18 protein-coding genes are annotated in these 18,552 nt (G+C 50.7%); 10 read left to right on the forward strand and 8 right to left on the reverse strand.

Annotation, left to right across the window (positions count from 1 at the left end; translation table 11 throughout):
• From SOI44_RS03855 to SOI44_RS03875, 5 genes are all read left to right on the forward strand, one after another.
• A partial coding sequence (locus SOI44_RS03855; protein WP_331347915.1) for a LysM peptidoglycan-binding domain-containing protein occupies window positions 1-469 on the forward strand: 469 nt, incomplete at its 5' end.
• 122 nt (window positions 470-591) lie between these two features.
• A complete protein-coding gene (locus SOI44_RS03860; RefSeq protein WP_331347916.1) occupies window positions 592-804 on the forward strand; it encodes an SHOCT domain-containing protein in 213 nt (70 codons plus the stop codon).
• A gap of 30 nt (window positions 805-834) precedes the next feature.
• Window positions 835-2,394, forward strand: a complete 1,560-nt coding sequence (locus SOI44_RS03865; protein WP_331347917.1) for a recombinase family protein — start codon at window positions 835-837, stop codon at window positions 2,392-2,394.
• Window positions 2,395-2,399: 5 nt separating this feature from the next.
• Window positions 2,400-2,819, forward strand: a complete 420-nt coding sequence (locus SOI44_RS03870) for an integrase (protein WP_129882019.1) — start codon at window positions 2,400-2,402, stop codon at window positions 2,817-2,819.
• On the forward strand, window positions 2,819-4,387 hold the full coding sequence (locus tag SOI44_RS03875) for a recombinase family protein (RefSeq protein WP_168099045.1): 1,569 nt from the start codon (window positions 2,819-2,821) through the stop codon (window positions 4,385-4,387). The genes SOI44_RS03870 and SOI44_RS03875 overlap by 1 nt, the downstream gene beginning before the upstream one ends.
• A 73-nt stretch (window positions 4,388-4,460) precedes the next feature.
• On the opposite strand, the gene SOI44_RS03880 is transcribed toward SOI44_RS03875, so the two are convergent.
• The 8 genes from SOI44_RS03880 to SOI44_RS03915 all read right to left on the reverse strand — a co-directional run bounded on the left by SOI44_RS03880 (window position 4,461) and on the right by SOI44_RS03915 (window position 14,346).
• Window positions 4,461-4,643: a hypothetical protein gene (locus SOI44_RS03880; protein WP_168099046.1), complete on the reverse strand. Its 183-nt coding sequence runs from the start codon at window positions 4,641-4,643 to the stop codon at window positions 4,461-4,463.
• Window positions 4,644-4,867: 224 nt separating this feature from the next.
• Complete coding sequence (gene rlmD / locus SOI44_RS03885; RefSeq protein ID WP_331347918.1) at window positions 4,868-6,199, reverse strand: 23S rRNA (uracil(1939)-C(5))-methyltransferase RlmD; 1,332 nt, start codon at window positions 6,197-6,199, stop codon at window positions 4,868-4,870.
• A 34-nt stretch (window positions 6,200-6,233) separates the two neighbouring features.
• Window positions 6,234-6,926 (reverse strand): hypothetical protein, encoded by a 693-nt coding sequence (locus SOI44_RS03890; protein WP_331347919.1) that lies wholly within the window; start codon window positions 6,924-6,926, stop codon window positions 6,234-6,236.
• Between the two features lie 50 nt (window positions 6,927-6,976).
• Window positions 6,977-8,404: an Asp-tRNA(Asn)/Glu-tRNA(Gln) amidotransferase subunit GatB gene (gatB, locus tag SOI44_RS03895; RefSeq protein ID WP_331347967.1), complete on the reverse strand. Its 1,428-nt coding sequence runs from the start codon at window positions 8,402-8,404 to the stop codon at window positions 6,977-6,979.
• Complete coding sequence (locus tag SOI44_RS03900) at window positions 8,404-9,819, reverse strand: amidase family protein (protein WP_331347920.1); 1,416 nt, start codon at window positions 9,817-9,819, stop codon at window positions 8,404-8,406. Before SOI44_RS03900 ends, gatB begins: the two co-directional genes overlap by 1 nt.
• Window positions 9,819-10,115, reverse strand: coding sequence for an Asp-tRNA(Asn)/Glu-tRNA(Gln) amidotransferase subunit GatC (gene gatC / locus SOI44_RS03905; RefSeq protein WP_331347921.1), 297 nt, complete (start codon window positions 10,113-10,115; stop codon window positions 9,819-9,821). Before gatC ends, SOI44_RS03900 begins: the two co-directional genes overlap by 1 nt.
• Window positions 10,116-10,172: 57 nt before the next feature.
• Entirely contained in the window at window positions 10,173-12,164 is a 1,992-nt protein-coding gene (ligA, locus tag SOI44_RS03910; protein WP_331347922.1) for an NAD-dependent DNA ligase LigA, read from the reverse strand.
• Between the two features lie 4 nt (window positions 12,165-12,168).
• Complete coding sequence (locus SOI44_RS03915; RefSeq protein ID WP_331347923.1) at window positions 12,169-14,346, reverse strand: ATP-dependent helicase; 2,178 nt, start codon at window positions 14,344-14,346, stop codon at window positions 12,169-12,171.
• A gap of 109 nt (window positions 14,347-14,455) precedes the next feature.
• On the opposite strand from SOI44_RS03915, the gene SOI44_RS03920 reads away from it, so the two are divergent.
• From SOI44_RS03920 to SOI44_RS03940, 5 genes are all read left to right on the forward strand, one after another.
• A complete protein-coding gene (locus tag SOI44_RS03920) occupies window positions 14,456-15,337 on the forward strand; it encodes a class I SAM-dependent methyltransferase (RefSeq protein WP_331347924.1) in 882 nt (293 codons plus the stop codon).
• Window positions 15,334-15,990 (forward strand): RluA family pseudouridine synthase, encoded by a 657-nt coding sequence (locus SOI44_RS03925; RefSeq protein ID WP_331347925.1) that lies wholly within the window; start codon window positions 15,334-15,336, stop codon window positions 15,988-15,990. Before SOI44_RS03920 ends, SOI44_RS03925 begins: the two co-directional genes overlap by 4 nt.
• Window positions 15,987-17,270 carry a M15 family metallopeptidase gene (locus SOI44_RS03930; protein ID WP_331347926.1) on the forward strand — a complete coding sequence of 428 codons (1,284 nt, stop codon included), beginning with the start codon at window positions 15,987-15,989 and terminating at the stop codon, window positions 17,268-17,270. Before SOI44_RS03925 ends, SOI44_RS03930 begins: the two co-directional genes overlap by 4 nt.
• A gap of 68 nt (window positions 17,271-17,338) precedes the next feature.
• Window positions 17,339-18,325, forward strand: coding sequence for an SPFH domain-containing protein (locus SOI44_RS03935; protein ID WP_331347927.1), 987 nt, complete (start codon window positions 17,339-17,341; stop codon window positions 18,323-18,325).
• Window positions 18,325-18,540: a PTS ascorbate transporter subunit IIC gene (locus SOI44_RS03940; protein WP_331347928.1), complete on the forward strand. Its 216-nt coding sequence runs from the start codon at window positions 18,325-18,327 to the stop codon at window positions 18,538-18,540. Before SOI44_RS03935 ends, SOI44_RS03940 begins: the two co-directional genes overlap by 1 nt.
• Window positions 18,541-18,552 lie beyond the last annotated feature (12 nt).

Raw genomic sequence — 18,552 nt, forward strand, 5'->3', positions numbered from 1 at the left:
CGGCGCTTACGGCGTCTGGCAGTATTCGTCCAAAGGCAAGGTCAGCGGCATCGGCGGGAACGTCGACATGGACTACTCCTACATCGACTTTCCAACCACGATCAGAAACGGCGGATTCAACGGCTATGGCAAGAGCGCAGCGTCCACCATCACGACGACAGCAAAGAAATCTGTGGATGAGATTGCAGCCGAGGTCATCGCCGGGAAATGGGGCAATGGCTCTGACCGCAAGAACCGCCTGACCGCAGCCGGATATGACTATGCCGCCGTGCAGGCCAAGGTCAACGAGAAGCTCGGCTCTTCCGGTAAGAAATCGACCGCGACTTACTACACGATTCAGAAGGGAGACACGCTCTCCGGCATCGCGAAAAAGTACGGCACGACCGTTTCCGCAATCCAGAAGCTGAACAGCTCGCTTATAAAGAACGTGAACCTCATCCAGGTCGGATGGCGGATTCGCGTGAAATAACCACATCATCTCCTCTGGCCCACTGGTATTCCTTTATACGGGATTGCCGGTGGGCCTTTTTTCGTTTTCGCTTCGTCAAAATAGGTCTCCAGCCTCCAGTGGAAAGCAGGAGGCGAAACATCATGACGGAGGAAAAGAACTACTACACGGACGAGCGCATCCGCAGTGATCTCGACTATCAGCGGGCGCAGAGGACTGCCAGATGCATGCTTGATTCAGGCCTTATTTCCGATGACGAATTCAACAAATTATGCGACATCAACCGCGAAACTTTCTCTCCCTTGTTTGCGGAAATATATCCGAAAACTTCTTGCTATGTGTCCGAAACAGAGTGATTGATAGACACTGACAAGGAGGCAGGCCAATTGAAGAAAATCACAAGAATCGAACAGGCAAACAGGGGAAAAACAGAGTCAAAGAAGCTGCGTGTTGCCGCCTACTGCCGCGTCTCCACGGACTCGGACGAACAGCTTGAAAGCCTTGAAACACAGAAGACGCACTATGAAAGCTACATCACCTCTCGTGACGACTGGCGGTTCGCCGGGATCTACTACGACGAGGGCATCAGCGGCACCGGCAAATCCAGACGTCCGGAGCTTGAACGGCTCATGCAGGACTGCAAGGCCGGGAAGATCGACATGGTCATCACCAAGAGCATCAGCCGATTCTCACGCAACACCACCGACTGTCTTGAACTCGTCCGAAAGCTCCTCGAGCTGAATATTCCCATCTGGTTCGAAAAGGAAAACATCAACACCGGTTCGATGGAAAGCGAACTGTTCCTCTCCATCCTCTCCAGCATGGCAGCAGACGAATCCCTTTCCATCAGCCTGAACAGCAAATGGAGCATCAAAAAACGGTTCGAGAACGGCACGTTCAAGATAAGCTATCCGCCATACGGCTACGACTGGGACGGCGAGACGATGACCATTAACCCGGAGCAGGCGCAGATTGTCCGCCGTATCTTCTCAGAGACACTTGCCGGAAAGGGTACCGCTGCCATTGCCGCGGAGCTCAACCGGGAGCAGATCCCGACGAAGCGAGGCGGGCGCTGGAGCCCGTCAGGAATCCGCGGGATGATCGCAAACGAGAAATACTGCGGCGACTGCCTTTACCAGAAGACATGGTCGGATTCAGCCTACAAGCGGCACCTGAACCACGGTGAACAAACACAGTACCTGCAGCAGAATCATCACGAGCCGATCGTCAGCCGCGAGGACTGGGAAGCCGCGCAAAAGCTCATCTCGCAGCGGGCTGATGAGAAGAATATCAGCAAGGGCGATGAAAAGTACCAGAACCGCTACGCATTCTCCGGCAGAATCATCTGCGGCGAGTGCGGCGCAACATTCAAGCGGCGCATCAACTACACAACAGACGGAAGCTACGCGGCATGGAGCTGCAAGACGCATCTCGCCGACAAGAGCAAATGCTCCATGCTCTTCATCCGGGACAGCGACCTCAAGCTCGCATTCATGACCATGATGAACAAGCTCATCTTTGTGCACCGGCTGATCCTCAAGCCATATGCGGAAAGTTTGAAGCGGAATTCTACGAGCCAGACACTCAGCCGAATACAGCAGCTTGAAACAAGCCTTGCCGAGAATGCCGACAAACGCAAGACGCTCACGAAGCTCATGGCGCAGGGATTCATCGACCAAGTGATCTACAGCCAGCAAACAGCCGAGCTTCTCTCGCAGGCCGATGGCATTCGAAAACAGATAGACGCCCTGCAGAACACGACAAGCAGTGAAGCCACAGCTCTGATGCATGCAGAGGATCTGCTGCACTTCACCGAGAAAAGCTCGATGCTGGAATACTTCGACGACCGGCTTTTTACACGGTTCGTTGAACGTATTGTCATTCGCTCACGGCACGAGGCAGTATTCCAGCTCAAATGCGGGCTCACGCTCACGGAAAGGATGTGAAAAACATGGGACACACACCATACGGATACAGAATCGAAAACGGCAAAGCGGTCATCGATAAAGAGAAAGCCCAGCAGATAAGAAACCTCTACAAAAACTACCTTGATGGCATGGCGCTTGCCAAGGCTGCACACGAAGCGGGAATCCAGACCTGGCACGGCTCGGCAAAGCGCCTGCTCGAAAACAGACACTACCTCGGAGACGACTACTACCCCGCCATCATCGACCAGCAAACCTACGACAAAGCACAAGCCGAACGCCTGCACCGGGCAGAGAAGCTCGGACGGACGAACAGAAAAAAGCAGTCGCCGGACACACGAAAACCGCCGACCCATTTCAAGCTGGCCGCTCCCGAGCAGGCCTATGACGACACAAAGCAGCAGGCGGAATACCTGTACAGCCTGATTGAAAGTGAGGCGCAGTGATGGCAAACGTGACAATCATCCCTGCCAGACGGCAGGTCGGAAACAACGTCAAGCAAGCCGAGCAGCCGAAGCTACGCGTGGCGGCATACTGCCGCGTCAGCACTGATTCGGACGAACAGGAAACCAGCTACGAAACGCAGGTCTCCCACTACACGGAGTACATCAAAAGCCACCCGGAATGGGAGCTTGCCGGAATCTTCGCCGACGATGGAATCAGCGGCACAAACACGAAGAAGCGTGACGAGTTCAACCGCATGATCGACGAATGCATGGCCGGGAACATCGACATGGTCATCACCAAGAGCATCAGCCGCTTCGCCCGCAACACGCTCGACTGCCTCAAGTACATCCGGCTCCTCAAGGACAAGAACATCGCGGTATGGTTCGAAAAGGAATCCATCAATACGATGGACTCCAAGGGCGAGGTCCTAATCACCATCATGGCGAGCCTCGCGCAGCAGGAATCGCAGTCGCTTTCGCAGAACGTGAAGCTCGGGCTCCAGTACCGCTACCAGCAGGGCAAGGTGCAGGTCAACCACAACCACTTCCTCGGATACACCAAGGACAGCGACGGCCACCTCGTCATCGACCCGGAGCAGGCGGAGGTCGTCAAGCGCATCTACCGGGAGTACCTCGAAGGTCTTTCCATGAAGAGGATCGCCGAAGGGCTGGAGAAGGACGGCATCCTCACCGGCGCGGGAAAGACAAAATGGTACGACTCCACCATCAACAAGATCCTGCGAAATGAGAAATACATGGGAGATGCCCTGCTGCAGAAAACCGTGACCACGGACTTCCTCACCAAGAAACGCGTACGCAACACCGGAGCCCTGCCGCAGTACTATGTGGAAGACGATCATGAGGCCATCATTCCGAAGGACATCTTCATGCAGGTGCAGGCCGAGCTTGTGCGGCGCAGGAAGGTTCACACCGGGCCGAACGGACAGAAGCGCATCTACTCCGGCAACAACTGCTTCTCACAGATGGTCGTCTGCGGCGAATGCGGCGAGCTTTACCGGCGCGTCCACTGGAACAACCACGGCTGCAAAAGCATTGTCTGGCGATGCATCAGCCGCCTTGAACCCAGCCGCGCAACCATGAACTGCACCAGCCGAACCGTCAAGGAAGACCTTCTGCAGGAGGTCACGGTCAAGGCGTTTAACCTGATTCTCACCGACAGGGACGGCTTCATCCGGCAGATGCAGGAGAACATTGCCAAAACGATAACCACCGCCGACACGATGAGCCCGGACGGCATTCAGGCACGGCTCGACGAGCTACAGAAGGAACTCATCCGCAAAGCCAACAACAAGCAGGACTACGACGCCATCGCCGATGAAATCTTCCGGCTGCGGGAGCAGAAATCACAGGCCGAAGCCGATACCCGCAGCCGCGAGGAGACGCAGAAGCGCATCGCCGAGCTGCAGGAATTCATCGGAAAGCAGCAGGCCGAAATCACAGAATTCGACGAAAGCCTTGTCCGAAAGCTCATCCAGCAGATCACCGTCTACGACGACCACTTCACCGTCCGGTTCAAATCCGGACTCGCCATCGACATCAACGAATAAGAGCAGGCTCGCTCATGGGATTGTCTCCCAGAGCGGCCTGCTCTCTTTTTATCTTCTACATGAAATATGTTGGCTACTTTTTATTCTTTTTACTGTGGAGAATCACACCTGTCGAGGCAGCAAAGGCAATGCCGAAGCAAACGCCGACTCCGATTCCTGCCATACTGTGAAGCACATTCACAAAAACAAAGCTCCAAAGAATCGCCATCGCAATTCCAATCAGCAACACGATGATTATCGCTGTCTCTCTTTTCATGTCTGACCTCCTTGGGCAAAATCATATCAGCCATCTTGACATCCAACCTGAACACTACATCCAATCACAAGTCACAACCTATCGAATATCCAATCGCGAGTCTCAACCCTAAGAGAAAGGCATGTTTGATAAGTTCCCGCAGAGTGCTTCATGCCGGTAATCTCTAAGCCGTCCTGAACAACACGAATCCCGAAAATGGCTTGATTACCGGGTTCTTTTACACTTCAGTCCCTGCGCCTTGACATCAATACTACGGTCTCGACGTGGTTTGTGTTGGGAAACATATCAAAAGGCTTTATACTTTTTAACTCATACCCACACTTAGTCAGATATGCCGTATCTCTTGCCAGTGTGGCCGGATCACAGGAAACATAGACAAGCCTCTTTGGTGCGATCTTGACCATGGCATCCAGGGTATCTTTTGAGCATCCCTTGCGGGGCGGATCCACAATCATGGCATCTACTTTCAGCTTGGAACGGATGATTCTCTGGGCACCCTGACCAGCATCGGCGTTGACGAATTCAATATTCTCAACGTTGTTAATTTCGGCGTTCTTTCTGGCATCTTTGATGGCATCCGGTACAATCTCTATGCCATAGACCTTCTTACAGTACTTTGCGGCAATGATGCCCATGGTACCGGTGCCGCAGTACAGATCGACCAGCACATCATTTTTGGTCAGCTTTGCAGAATCGATGGCTGTCTGGTACAGCAGCGGTGTTGTATAGGGATTGATTTGATAGAAGGAGCGTGCTGAAATCCGGAACCGGCATCCAAGCAGTTCTTCTTCAATCCAGGGATTGCCTGCCAGAAGGATTTCCTTACCATCCAGGATGACATTGTCAGTACGCTTGTTTACGATGACAGACAGACTTTTGATCTGCGGATATTGTTTTAACAGTTCCTGGCACAGTTCTTCTTTTCCTTCAAAAGGATATTCCCTGACAATGAAGACCACCATCACCTCTCCGGTCACATGGGCATGTTTGATCAAGACATGCCGCATGGCACTGGCACAGTGATATTTTGCAAAAAGAGTATGCAGTGTATTGACGATCTGGTTGGAAAGTTCGCTTTCGGCATAACAGGTTGTAAAGGGAATGATGGTATTGGTATGGGGCTGATAGAAGCCCATTTCAATGGTTCCATGATTCACCTGCACCGGAATCTGCACTTTGTTCCGGTAGTTGAAGTATGGTTCAGCCGTCATAATATGCTCCGGCTCGATTTCGATGCCGGCATTCTGGCGGAAACACATCTTCACTTTTTCTTCCTTGAAGTAACACTGTTCTTCATGGTCCATATGCATCAGCTGACAGCCGCCGCACCGTTTGTATACATCACAGATCGGCTTGACTCTATGGCTGGAAGGCTTGATCAGTCTGACAATACGGCCAAAGCCATATGTCTTTTTCAGGGCTGTGATGCCGATCTCTGCTTCCTCGCCTCTGAGAAGTCCGGGCACGAAGAAGACAAAGTCATCATTGCGCACAACCCCGGCCCCATCGCCGTTGTAGCCGCTGCACACTGCGGTAAAAGTATCATTCTTTTTCATAAGCTCTTAAGAAAAAAGAGGCTGTGCCTCTTTCTTATTGTCCCTCCGTGTTATCCGTCGTACCGGCATCTGCGGATGCGGCTGCAGTTGCCTGCGGTGAAGCAGATGCGGCAGCCTCTGCTGCCTTTCTGTTTTCAACATCCTGTCTGAGCTGTTCCGCCAGTTCAGGATACCTTGCCTCAGAAACCGTCTGGCATTCCGGATCAGTCATGGAAGATGTCTTGGTATCAATGACATAGACAAAGGCATCGGATGTGCGGTCCTGACTGGAATCCATGTTATAGACATGAATTTCAAGATCATACATCTTCTTGCCATCTGCCTGGGTAAAGTAGACGGACGGATCCAGCACTTCACTGATGGTGGAATAGATTTCCTGGGCTTTTGCAGTAGCGTCATCTGCAGTGGCATCCTGTGAGATCTGGGCATAGACACGCAGTGTTGCCGAAGCTAGATTGCTGAACTCAGCCTGTACGCCATCCAATGCCGCTACCTTTTCATCCACTGTCTTGAGATCACTCTTGGTAATCGAAGGATCCAGATCCCCTTCATACCGATTGCCAAAGACTGGTGAACCTGTATCCATCGCGGATGAGAACAGGACCCAGCCCAGCACCACAATTGGTGCCAGCACCAGGATCAGACAGATCCAGAAGACAGCGACGGTACGTCTGCTTCTGTGGCTTTTCTTGATATTACGATTTGCTTTGTTGTTCGTTTGCTTCATATTCCTTCTCGTTGTGAATTGCTGTATTTATTTTTACAACCAGTATCTTATCAGATCCGGCCTTTCAGTGCATCCCTGACCATCTTATTTACCATGCCAGGATTTGCCTGACCGCATGATTTCTTCATCACCTGTCCGACCAGGAAGCCAACGGCACGGTCCTTGCCGTTCTTGAAGTCTTCAATAGCCTGTGGATTGGCATCCAGTACTTCATTGACCATCTTCTCAATGGCACCGGTATCAGATACCTGACGCAGCCCCTTCTCTTCTGCAGACTTCTTTGGATCCTTGCCTGCCATCAGATCATCAACCAGTTTCTTGGCCTGGGCATTGGAAACCTCGCCGTCATCTATCAAGGATACCAGCTTTGCCAGATTCTGCGGCTTAAGATCACAGTTGTCAATGGTCTTTTCATGCTTGTTCAGCCATGCACTGATATCTGACAGCAGCCAGTTGCATACAGCCTTGGCATTCTTGGCATACTTCATTGTCTCTTCAAAGAACTCAGACATTTCCTTATTGGCAATGAGAATGTCAATGTCATGGTCACTCAGGCCATATTCTTTCTGATATCTGGCACGTCTTGCCTCCGGCAGTTCCGGCATATGGGCCTGAATATCTGCAATCCACTTGGGATCCAGGCGGATCGGGAAGATATTCGGCTCCGGGAAGAACTTATAGTCCACGTTGCCTTCCTTGCGGCGCATCAGAATGGTTGTGCCGGTCTTGTCATCGAAACGTCTTGTCTCCTGATGGACAACCTCACCAGCCTCCAGCAGCTTCTTCTGACGTTCTACTTCATAGTCAACCGCTTTGCCAATATTGGAAATCGAGTTGATGTTCTTGATCTCGTTCTTGGTGCCAAGATGATCTGCATCCTTTGGTGCAATGGAGACGTTGACATCGCAGCGCATCGATCCTTCTTCCATCTTGCAGTCAGAAACACCGATGTAATACAGCGTCTGCCGCAGTGCTTCCACATATGCCTCAGCTTCCTGGCCGTTGGTCATATCCGGCTTGGAAACAATCTCAATCAATGGTGTATCAGCACGGTTGAAATCCAGCAGAGATACCTTGGAAAGATGATACTGCTTGGCGGTATCTTCCTCCATGTGAATTCTTTCAATCCGGATCTTCTTTTCACCCTGCGGTGTATTGATCACGACATAGCCGTTTCTGCCGATCGGATGAAACTGCTGGGTGATCTGGAAACCCTTGGCCAGATCACTGTAGTAGTAGTTTTTCCGGTCAAACTTGACAAGCGGATCAATGGTCATATGGAAGGCTGTGCATGCCATGATGGCTTTTTTCACAGCTTCTTTGTTTACTTCCGGCAGCGTACCCGGCATACCCAGGTCAATTTCATTGACGCAGGTATTTGCCTTGCGGCCAAAGGATGTCGGGGCACCGGAGAACATCTTGGTATCGGTCTTGAGCTGGCAGTGGATCTCAATGCCTATGGTCACGTTGTATTCCATCATTTCACCTCCGCATGCAGATCATAATAGCCTGTAATCTCTTCGATTGCCTTGCCAAGATCAAACATTGTCTCTTCATCCCATGCACGACATGTCAGGTTGACACCCAGCGGGCAGCCATCCTCAAAGCCCATCGGCACAGTCATGCTCGGATAGCCGGAGAAATTGGCAATAGCCATGTAGTTCTCTGCCACCATATATGTATCTGAAAGCTGATCCTGATCCTTGCTGGCATCAATCAGCGGAGCAATATCGCCGCTGGCCGGTGCAATCACACAGTCATATTCCTTCAGGCAGTCATTCAGAGCATTGACAATCAGTCTTCTGACCTTCTGTGCCTTGCGGAACAAACGTTCCTGATTCTCTTCAAACAGGCCATAAGAACCAATGACAAAACGTCTGCGAATCAATGGTCCAAATCCCTTTGTTCTGGAATTGGTCATGATCTCCTTCATATCAGCACCATCTTCACGCACACCGAAACGGATGCCATCAAGATTAGAGTGATTGGAAGTTGCCTCACAGTTGGCAATGATGAAGTAAGTTGGCAGAATTGCCTTCATCAGGGCATCATCAAAGTGATAGACATCCACCTGTGCTCCCTTTGCCCTCATCTTGTCCATCAGGTCATTGAAGACGGAAACGGTATGCTTGTTGGCAATGCTTTCCACCACGTTGCCGATAATGGCAATTTTACGGCCATGCAGGTCACTGTTCAGCAGTTTGCTGTAATCCGGTACCGGACGGTCGGAACTTGTCATATCACGCTCATCCCTGCCGGCCAGTACCTGCAGAGAAATGCAGGCATCCTCAATCGAGCGGGTAAAGTAGCCGACATGGTCCAGAGAGCTGGCATACGGAATGATGCCATAGCGGCTGATGCGGCCATAGGTCGGCTTGACGCCGACGATGCCGTTGTAAGCAGCCGGCTTGCGGATGGAGTCACCGGTATCCGAACCAATGGCCATCGGCACCACATTGCTGGCTACAAGCGCAGCCGAGCCGCCGGAAGATCCACCGGTCATTCTTCTGGGATCCCACGGATTGTGGGCAGGTCCTGTAAAGCAGGTCAGGTTTGTACCACCCATGGCCAGCTCATCCATGCTGGCCTTGGCAATGGTCACAGCACCTGCCGCATTCAGTTTATCCACGATTGTGGCATTATAGATCGGCACATAATTGCTCAGAATTCGTGATCCTGCGGTTGTACGGATTCCCCTGGTATTCACATTGTCCTTCAGGGCAATCGGCACACCGCGCATCAGACCTTCCTCAGGCAGATGGGCAAGCTGATCGGCAGGATCCACAAACGTAATGACATCGTTCAGTTCCGGCTGCAGCTTCTGTGCCATCTCATAGGCTTTCTCACAGCGCTCTTTTGCACCGGCTTTATCTTTTGCCATTTCCCGGATCATTATTTCACCACCTTCGGCAGGACAAAATGTCCTTCCAGCTTCTTGTCTACATTTGCCATCGCATCATCCTGACTGATGACATTGGATACGACATCATCGCGCAGAAAATGCGTATCATCCTCAAACGGATAGATCATTTCCTCTACCCCATCCGTATTCACTGCATCCAGCAGCTTCATCTGCTTCTCCAATGTTGAAAACTCCTGCACAATGGCATCGGCTTCCTCATCGGACAGATCAAACATCAGCTGATTGGCAAGCTTCTTGAAATATGCTCTGTCTTTTTTCTCTTCCATTGTTAAATCCTCTGTAATACGCGTCCAATTTTAGCCTTATTTCCCTGTCATTTCAATTTATCCGGAAATTCCAGGCGTACCAAAGCGGGCAATAAAGTCATCCTCGGAAAGAATCGGAATGCCAAGCTGCTTGGCCTTCTGGTTTTTACTGGATGTACTGTTGACATCATTGTTAATAAGATAGCTGGTAGATTTAGATACCGAGCCTGTCACCTTGCCGCCCTGAGAGGCAATATATGCCTTGAGCTCATTGCGGTTTTTATAGTGATGCACATCACCGGTCACCACAAATGTCAGACCCTGGCACAGTGAACCGCTGGCTGTATGGGATGTATCCTCTACCGTAACGATGGATAACAGGTCCTGCAGATCTTTCACATTCTTCTGCTCATGGAACCAGTTGACAAAGGCCGCAGACTTTTCCGGACCAATACCATCCACCTGGGCAAACACCGATGGATCATTGCTTGTTTCAGCCGTCTGGATCAATTGATGGAATGGCTGATACTGCAGCAAGCGGTTGGCGACATCCGGTCCTACCAGCGGAATGCTTAAGGCATAGATCAGCCGGCTGTCCGTTACCGTCTTTGCCTTCTCAATGGCATCACGGATATTGTCGGCACTCTTTTCACCAAAACCATCCAGCTGGGCAATCTCATCATGATGTGTGCCAAGACGGTAAATATCACCATTGCAGTGGATCCAGCCTTCATTGATGAAGCGGTTCAGTGTTGCCTCGGAAATACCATCGATATCCATGCCGGCTTTGGATACAAAGCGGGCATATTTGCGCAGCTTCTTTGCATCACAGTCAGGATTGGTGCAGCGCAGCGTCTTTGTACCGCTCAGCTGTGATACATGAACCTCCGTCGGGGCACCGCATACCGGACATACCTTCGGCAGATCCAGCTTGCCTTCAATCTGGCGGACATGAATAACTTTAGGAATAATCTTGTTTGCCTTGATGACTTCCAGGGTTGTGCCTTTGCCGCCGATGCCAAGCCGCTCACATTCCGAGATGTTGCATAAAGAAGCCCGGCGCACAACTGTGCCTTCCAGATCCACCGGCTCAAAGACAGCCACTGGCGTAATTGTGCTGGCAGCACAGGACCACTCGACATGATCCAGCTTTGTTTCCGCAGATTCATCTGCCCATTTGAAGGCAAATCCTGCTCTTGTCGCATGATGGCCGGTCACAGAACCGGTTGCCGCATAAGCTGTATCATCATAGCCGATGACAAGGCCATCCACCGGATACGGATTTTCCTGATCCGTTACTTTCTTTGTCCATCTGCTGATGACTGCCTGCATGGTCTTAAGATCGGGATGCTCAATGTACTCATGATCGACGCAGACAAAGCCATTTTCCTTCAGAAAATCCATTCTGTCTCCCCAGGAGACAATTTCATGTTCGGTATATACAAGTGTAAATGGAATCCAGTGCAGATGGCGCCGGCGTACTTCATCCACATCTTTCAGTGTCAAAGAGCCGGATGCCAGGTTGCGGGGATTGGCATAATCCTCGCCGGATTCCATGATGAACTGGTTGAAATCGGCATAGGAGATCACACATTCACCGCGGATCACCAGATGTCCCTTCTCTTTGATGCGCATGGCAATGCCCTGAATGGCACCGGCAAGATGGGTGATGTTGGTGCCGATATGGCCATCTCCACGGGTAACCACCTTTGTCAGTCTGCCATTGTCATACGTCACAACCAATGTCAAACCATCCAGCTTCCATGACAGCCAGATTGGTCTGCCATCGGCCCATTTCACCAGATCCTCAATTTTTTTGGTCTTGGCAAGAGACAAAGCCGGGAATTCATGCGGCTCCTTTTCACCCGGTGTACTATCGGCGGATACTCTGTGGGTTGGAGAATCCGGCAGAACCGTACCGGTTTCATTCTCCAATGCCCGCAGCTTGTCAAACAAAGCATCCCATTCGTAGTCGCTCATCACTTCGCCCTGGCCGTTGTAATAGGCATTGGCCGCATCATTCAGGCGGGTGATCATTTCCTGCATCTGTGCAATTTTATTTTCTTCCATGTTCTTAGCTCTTCAGGCTGCTCACTTTCTTCAATCCTGGGAACCCTGCCGCAATCTTCTTGACACCCCAGGGATAGGCAAAGGCAATCTGGACAAGATTGCCGTCTGTTTTCACAACAAAACCTTCACCGAACTTGGGATGCAGAACACGCTCTCCCTTCTTCCAGTGCGGCACATTTGCCCGCTCCATCTGTTCTGCAAAGGTCTCCGTATGATCGCTTTGTTCGATCTGCAGATGGCTGCGGTCATTGGAAAGCACGGTATGGGCATGGGATGATCCAATGTGTTCAATCCATTGGGAATCAATCTCACGGATGAAACGGGATGGTGTGCGCACCGTCTGTAACATGAATGAGAAGCCCCCGGCATCGGTCAGATACAGCTTGTTTTTCGCCCTGGTAAAGGCAACATAGGCAAGCCGGCGTTCTTCTTCAATACCGCGCACACTGTCTGTCATGGCTCTTTCATTGGGGAAGATGCCCTCATTGAGATCACTGACAAACACGGTATCAAACTCCAGTCCTTTGGCCGCATGCACGGTCATCAGCTGTACATAATCAGCCTGATCCACCTGATCATGATCACCATACAAGGATACCATCTGCAGATATTCATCCAGTGAGCTCTCTGGATAATTCACCGTAAACTCACGGGCATCATCAATCAGTTCCTTCAGGTTCTCAAGGCGTTCTGTTTCCTTGCTTTCTTCCAGAGCAGAACGATAGCCGGACTGGTCCAGAATCCGTTCCAGCAGCTTGGTCAGCTGGTAATCCGGACTGGCTGCCCACTTCTTCCAGCTTTCTACCATTGCCACAAACGACGCAATCGTATTTTTCGTCTTTCCTTTGAGCAGATCCGGATGATGCTTCACCGTCTCATACATCGAAGTCTGATCCATTTCAGCCTGTGCCCGGATCGTGTCCAGGGTCTTGTTGCCAATGCCTCTTTTCGGCTTGTTGATCACACGTGTAAAGGCAAGATCATCTGCCCCGGCACAAAGGCGCAGATAGCTTAATGCATCCTTGACTTCCTGGCGGTCATAGAACCGGATGCCGCCATAAATGATGTAAGGAATCCGTTCATCCAGGAAGCCTTTTTCCAATGAACGGGACAAATAGTTGGAACGGTACAGAACGGCCATATCATGATATGGCTTTCCCTTGGCATGCAGTTCCTTGACTTTGGCGGCAATCCACAATGCCTGGTATTCATCACTGGCCGCACTGTAATGGGTAATCTTCTGATCACTGTGATGCTGGGTAAACAATTGTTTCTCTACCCGGTGGCGGTTATGGCGGATGACATCATTGGCACCATTGAGGATCATATCCGTGGAACGATAGTTCTCATTGAGAATGATCGTCTCGGCATCCGGGAAATCCTTCTCGAAGTTCATGATGATATTCACATCGGCACCGCGCCATGTATAGATGGTCTGGTCCGGGTCGCCGACCACGAGCAGGCTGTTGTCTTCCCCTGCCAGCTGACGGATCAAAGCATACTGCATGCGGTCAATATCCTGAAACTCATCGACCAGAATATAGCGGAAACGGCGCTGCCACTTGGCTGTCACTTCCGGATACTGCCGGAACAGCCGCACGGTCTCGACAATCAGATCATCAAAATCCAGAGCATACATCTTATTCTGTTCTTCCACATAGTATTCATAGACAAGTGCCTTGTTCTTCTCATCCGGATCACTGCCGGCCATTTCCTTTGCCCTGTCCACCGAAATTTCTTCGGTCTTATTGGCGGAAATATAGGCAAGCATCGCTCCGGTAGAATACTTTGTGCCATCAATGCCAAATTTCTTGTAGGCATCCTTGACGATGGACTTCTGGTCTTCCGCATCCACAATCGTAAAGTTGCGCGGCCAGCCGATCACGGCAATATCCTCACGCAGAATCCGTACACACAGGGCATGGATGGTCGAAATAAAAGGATTGGCCTGTCCTTCGCCAAGCATCTTTGCGACTCTGTCCTTCATTTCATTGGCCGCCTTGTTGGTAAAGGTAATGGCCAGAATATGCTGGGGGAATACCTTCTCATCCTCGATCAGATGGACAATATGCATGGTCAGCACCCTGGTCTTGCCGGATCCTGCTCCGGCGATGATACGCAGATGTTTTGCATTGGAAAGCACTGCTTTGCGCTGGTTCTCGTTCAGACTCTCTGTATTCATTGATAAATAACTCCCGTTTTCGCTGCTGGTCAATTATACCATTGACGGCCCGCAATCACACAAGCATGCCTGGCTCATGCTATAATTCACCCAAAAGGAAGAGGATAACATGCTGTATTTAGCGGATCAATGGAAAGATTTTCAATGCCTGGATGCCGGTGACGGGGAAAAACTGGAGACATGGAAAGGCATCACGCTGCGCCGGCCGGACCCCCAGGCCATCTGGCCAAAGGATACCAGAGATCCTTCCTGGAATCAGGCAGATGCCATCTATCACCGCTCACAAAGGGGCGGCGGAAACTGGGAATACCGGAAGCACCTGCCCCAGGAATGGACGATCAACTACCATGGGCTGACCTTCAAGGTATCGCCGACCGGATTTAAACATACGGGTATTTTCCCGGAGCAGGCTGTCAACTGGGACTGGATGAGCAGCCTCATTCAGGAACATAAAGAGGAAAATATCCGGGTATTGAATCTGTTTGCCTATACCGGCTGTGCCACCATGGCCTGTGCAAAGGCTGGTGCAGCAGAAGTTGTGCATGTGGATGCAGCCAAGGGCATGGTGCAGTGGGCGATGGAAAACCGGGATCTCTGCCATCTGCAGGATCATAAGATCCGCTTCATCGTGGATGACTGCCTGAAGTTTGTCGAGCGTGAAAAGCGCCGGGGCAGAACGTATCATGGCATCCTGATGGATCCGCCCAGCTATGGCCGAGGCCCCAATGGCGAAATGTGGAAGTTTGACAAGGAAGTCACGGCTTTACTCAAAGCATGCCTGGACATTCTGGATGATCATGCCCTGTTCTTCCTGATCAATTCCTATACAACCGGCTTTTCCTCTCTGGTGCTGAAAGACATGTTTCAGACCATGGTGCTGCCGAAACATCCTGATGGCACCATTGATACCGGTGAGATCGGCATTCCTCTGCAGCATAGGCCAGACCTTGTACTGCCATGCGGCATCTATGCAAGATGGGAGAGAAAATGAAAGTCTTGTATGAAGACAATCATGTTCTGTGCGTAGAAAAGCCGGCCAATGTGCCTGTCAATGCGGATGAAAGCAATGACATGGATATGGTTACGCTGTGCAAGGCATATATCAAAGAAAAATACCAGAAACCAGGCAATGTATGGCTTGGCTTAGTACACCGGCTGGATCGGCCGGTGGGCGGCTGTATGGTCTTTGCCAAAACATCCAAAGCAGCCTCCCGGCTTTCTGAGGCAGTGCGCACCCATCAGCTGGACAAACAGTATCTGGCCGTGCTGGATGGTGTACCAAAGCAGAATCATGGAAAGCTGGAAGATTACCTGCAGAAAAACAGCCGTACAAATATGGTTTCTGTGACTGACAAGGCACATGGCAAGTACTGTGCTCTGGAATATGAAGTTCTGCAGAAGAAAAACGGCAGAACACTTGTATTGATTCATCTTTTCACCGGACGGCCGCATCAGATCAGGGTGCAGTTTGCTTCAAGAGGCCTGCCGCTGCTGTATGATCAGCGCTACAACCCGCATCCCGGCCGCGGTCAGATTGCCCTGTGGGCCGTGCAGCTCTCCTTTCCCCATCCCATTACAAAACAGATCATCACCGTCAGGGATGTGCCGGGAAATGGAAACTGGCACGGATTTGAGATTGCATGATGAAAAAGAAAAGAAGAAGATACCGGATTAACTGGGATGCGCTGAAACCGGACCCTAAGCCCAGAAAGAAAAGAAGAAGACATATCCGCAAATCCGTGCTGATCGGCTTTCTTGCCATTGTGATCGGTATTGCGGCGATTGTTTTCGTTCCGGATTACAGACAGAAAAAACAGCTGGAAAGCCTCGGCTACAACCAGACGGAAATATCCCATATCCGCTCTTCAGGTTTGACGAGTTTTATCCTGCAGAACAAGTATTATTCTCCCTGTCTTGCAAAGGCGATTCTGAACAACAGCTTCAATCAGAAATATGTGTCTTTGTACCTGGTGATGTCAGAAAACAATATGCCGGATGAGGAAGATTTCCTTCTGTACAGCCGGCTGGAAGACAAAGGGTATGAAACCGACCAGCTGCAGAATCTGTTCCAGAATCTTTCCACCTGGGAGATTACACCGCTGCTTGTGTTTGATTATCAGTACAATGAACAGCCCTACATTGATGACTGCGTAGCCAATCGTGATAAAAACAGTGCTTCCAGTTTTACTCTGAGCAATTCCTACATCACCAACTATGCCAAAACAACCCAGATTGCCAGCCCGGATGAAATGACCGTTCTTGTCAACAAGAAGAACCTGCTTGCGGCAGACTATGTCCCGGGTGACCTTGTGAATGTGGATGAAAGCTATGCCATTGCGGATGTGCAGATGCGTTCTGAGGCAGCCAGTGCCTTTCAGGAAATGTGTGCAGCTGCAGCCAGCGATGGTGCCTATTTCTATGGTGTATTAGGCTATCGTTCCTTTGATGATCAAAAGAGTGCCTGGGAAACGATTGCTTTGTACAATGGGGAAAGCTATGCCGAGGCAAATGCCGCCAAGGAAGGTGCTTCCGAGCACCAGACCGGTCTTGCCATCAATATTGCCTCCACTTATGAAAGTGACAAGAACTTTACAGATACCCAGGCATATCAGTGGTGCCAGCAGAATGCGGCATCGTATGGCTTTATTGAGCGCTATCCTTCCGGTAAAGAGAGCATTACCGGCTTTACGGCAGAACCGGATCATTACCGTTATGTCGGCAAAGACATTGCCCAGGCAGTTGCTGCATCCGGTTTAACCTATGATGAATATTATGCTTTGTATTTAGCGCCATGGAATGATGAAAGCCTGAAGCCCAATGGCATCAGTACCGGTACCTCCAGTGCCTCACCAGCCAGCACGGTATCGGCCAGCCCGTCATCGACAGCACAAACCACAGCATCACCTTCCGGATCTCCGCAATAGGAGATCTTTTTTCTATTGACAGGTATATTTCATCATGATATCTTTTTGATATCAAAAGGAGACATTGTATGGAAGAGAAAATCTACACAAGAAAGAAACTCGGCATGCCTGTTCTGCTGGCCATCATTGCAGCGTTAACACTGGCAACCATTCTGTTTATCATTGGTATTCAGCAGAAAAACATTGTCTTTGCCATCATTGCCATCGCCGGCTGGACGATCAGTCTGATCGTGATGCCCGGTCTGCGTGTGCTTAAGCCGCAGGAAGCTCTTGTGCTTACCTTATTCGGTGACTACATCGGTACCATCCGCGAACCAGGTTTCTACTTTGTCAATCCGTTCTGTCAGAGTGTCAATCCGGCAGCCCGTACCCATCTGGCACAGAGTGGAGATGTGAGTGAAAAAGCACCGACTGCAGAGGAAAAAGCAGAGGCTGGTAGCGGCCGCAAAATTTCTCTGAAGAGAATGACATTAAGCAATGGCCGTCAGAAGATCAATGACTGCCTTGGTACACCGGTGGAGATTTCCATTGCCGTGATCTGGCAGGTAAAAGATACTGCCAAAGCAGTCTTCAACGTTGATAACTACAAGGAATATCTTTCCCTGCAGTGTGATGCCGCCCTGCGTGATATTGTCCGTATCTATCCGTATGATGTGGCAGAGAATGTCGACACAACCGGTGATGGCATTCCTGATGAGGGCAGCCTGAGAGGTTCGGCAGAGGTTGTGGCAGAGCGCATCCGTAAGGAGATCCAGAAGAAAGTAGATACCGCCGGACTTGAGATTCTGGAAGCGCGCATCACCTATCTTGCCTATGCACCGGAGATTGCCTCCGTGATGTTACAGAGACAGCAGGCTTCTGCCATCATTGATGCCCGCAAGATGATTGTGGATGGTGCCGTTGGCATGGTGGAACTGGCTTTGCAGAAACTCAATGACAATAAGCTTGTAGAACTGGATGATGAACGGAAAGCCGCCATGGTTTCCAACCTGCTCGTTGTGCTGTGCGGCAATCATGATGCCCAGCCGATTGTGAATACAGGCAGCCTGTATTGATGAACAAAAAGCAGATTCCGCTGCGGCTTTCCGAACAGCTCTATGATGCCATTGCCGCCTGGGCAGAAGATGACTTCCGCTCGGTCAATGGCCAGATTGAATATCTGTTGACAGAGTGTGTACGCCAGCGCCGTAAGAATGGCAAATATGTCAGCGAGCATCTTGATGAACCATTAGAGATCCAGATTCCAGAGAAAAACCGTTCAGACAACTGAACGGCTTTTTGT

The organism is Lactimicrobium sp., assembly GCF_036453465.1.
Taxonomy (GTDB): Bacteria; Bacillota_I; Bacilli_A; order Erysipelotrichales; family Erysipelotrichaceae; genus Bulleidia.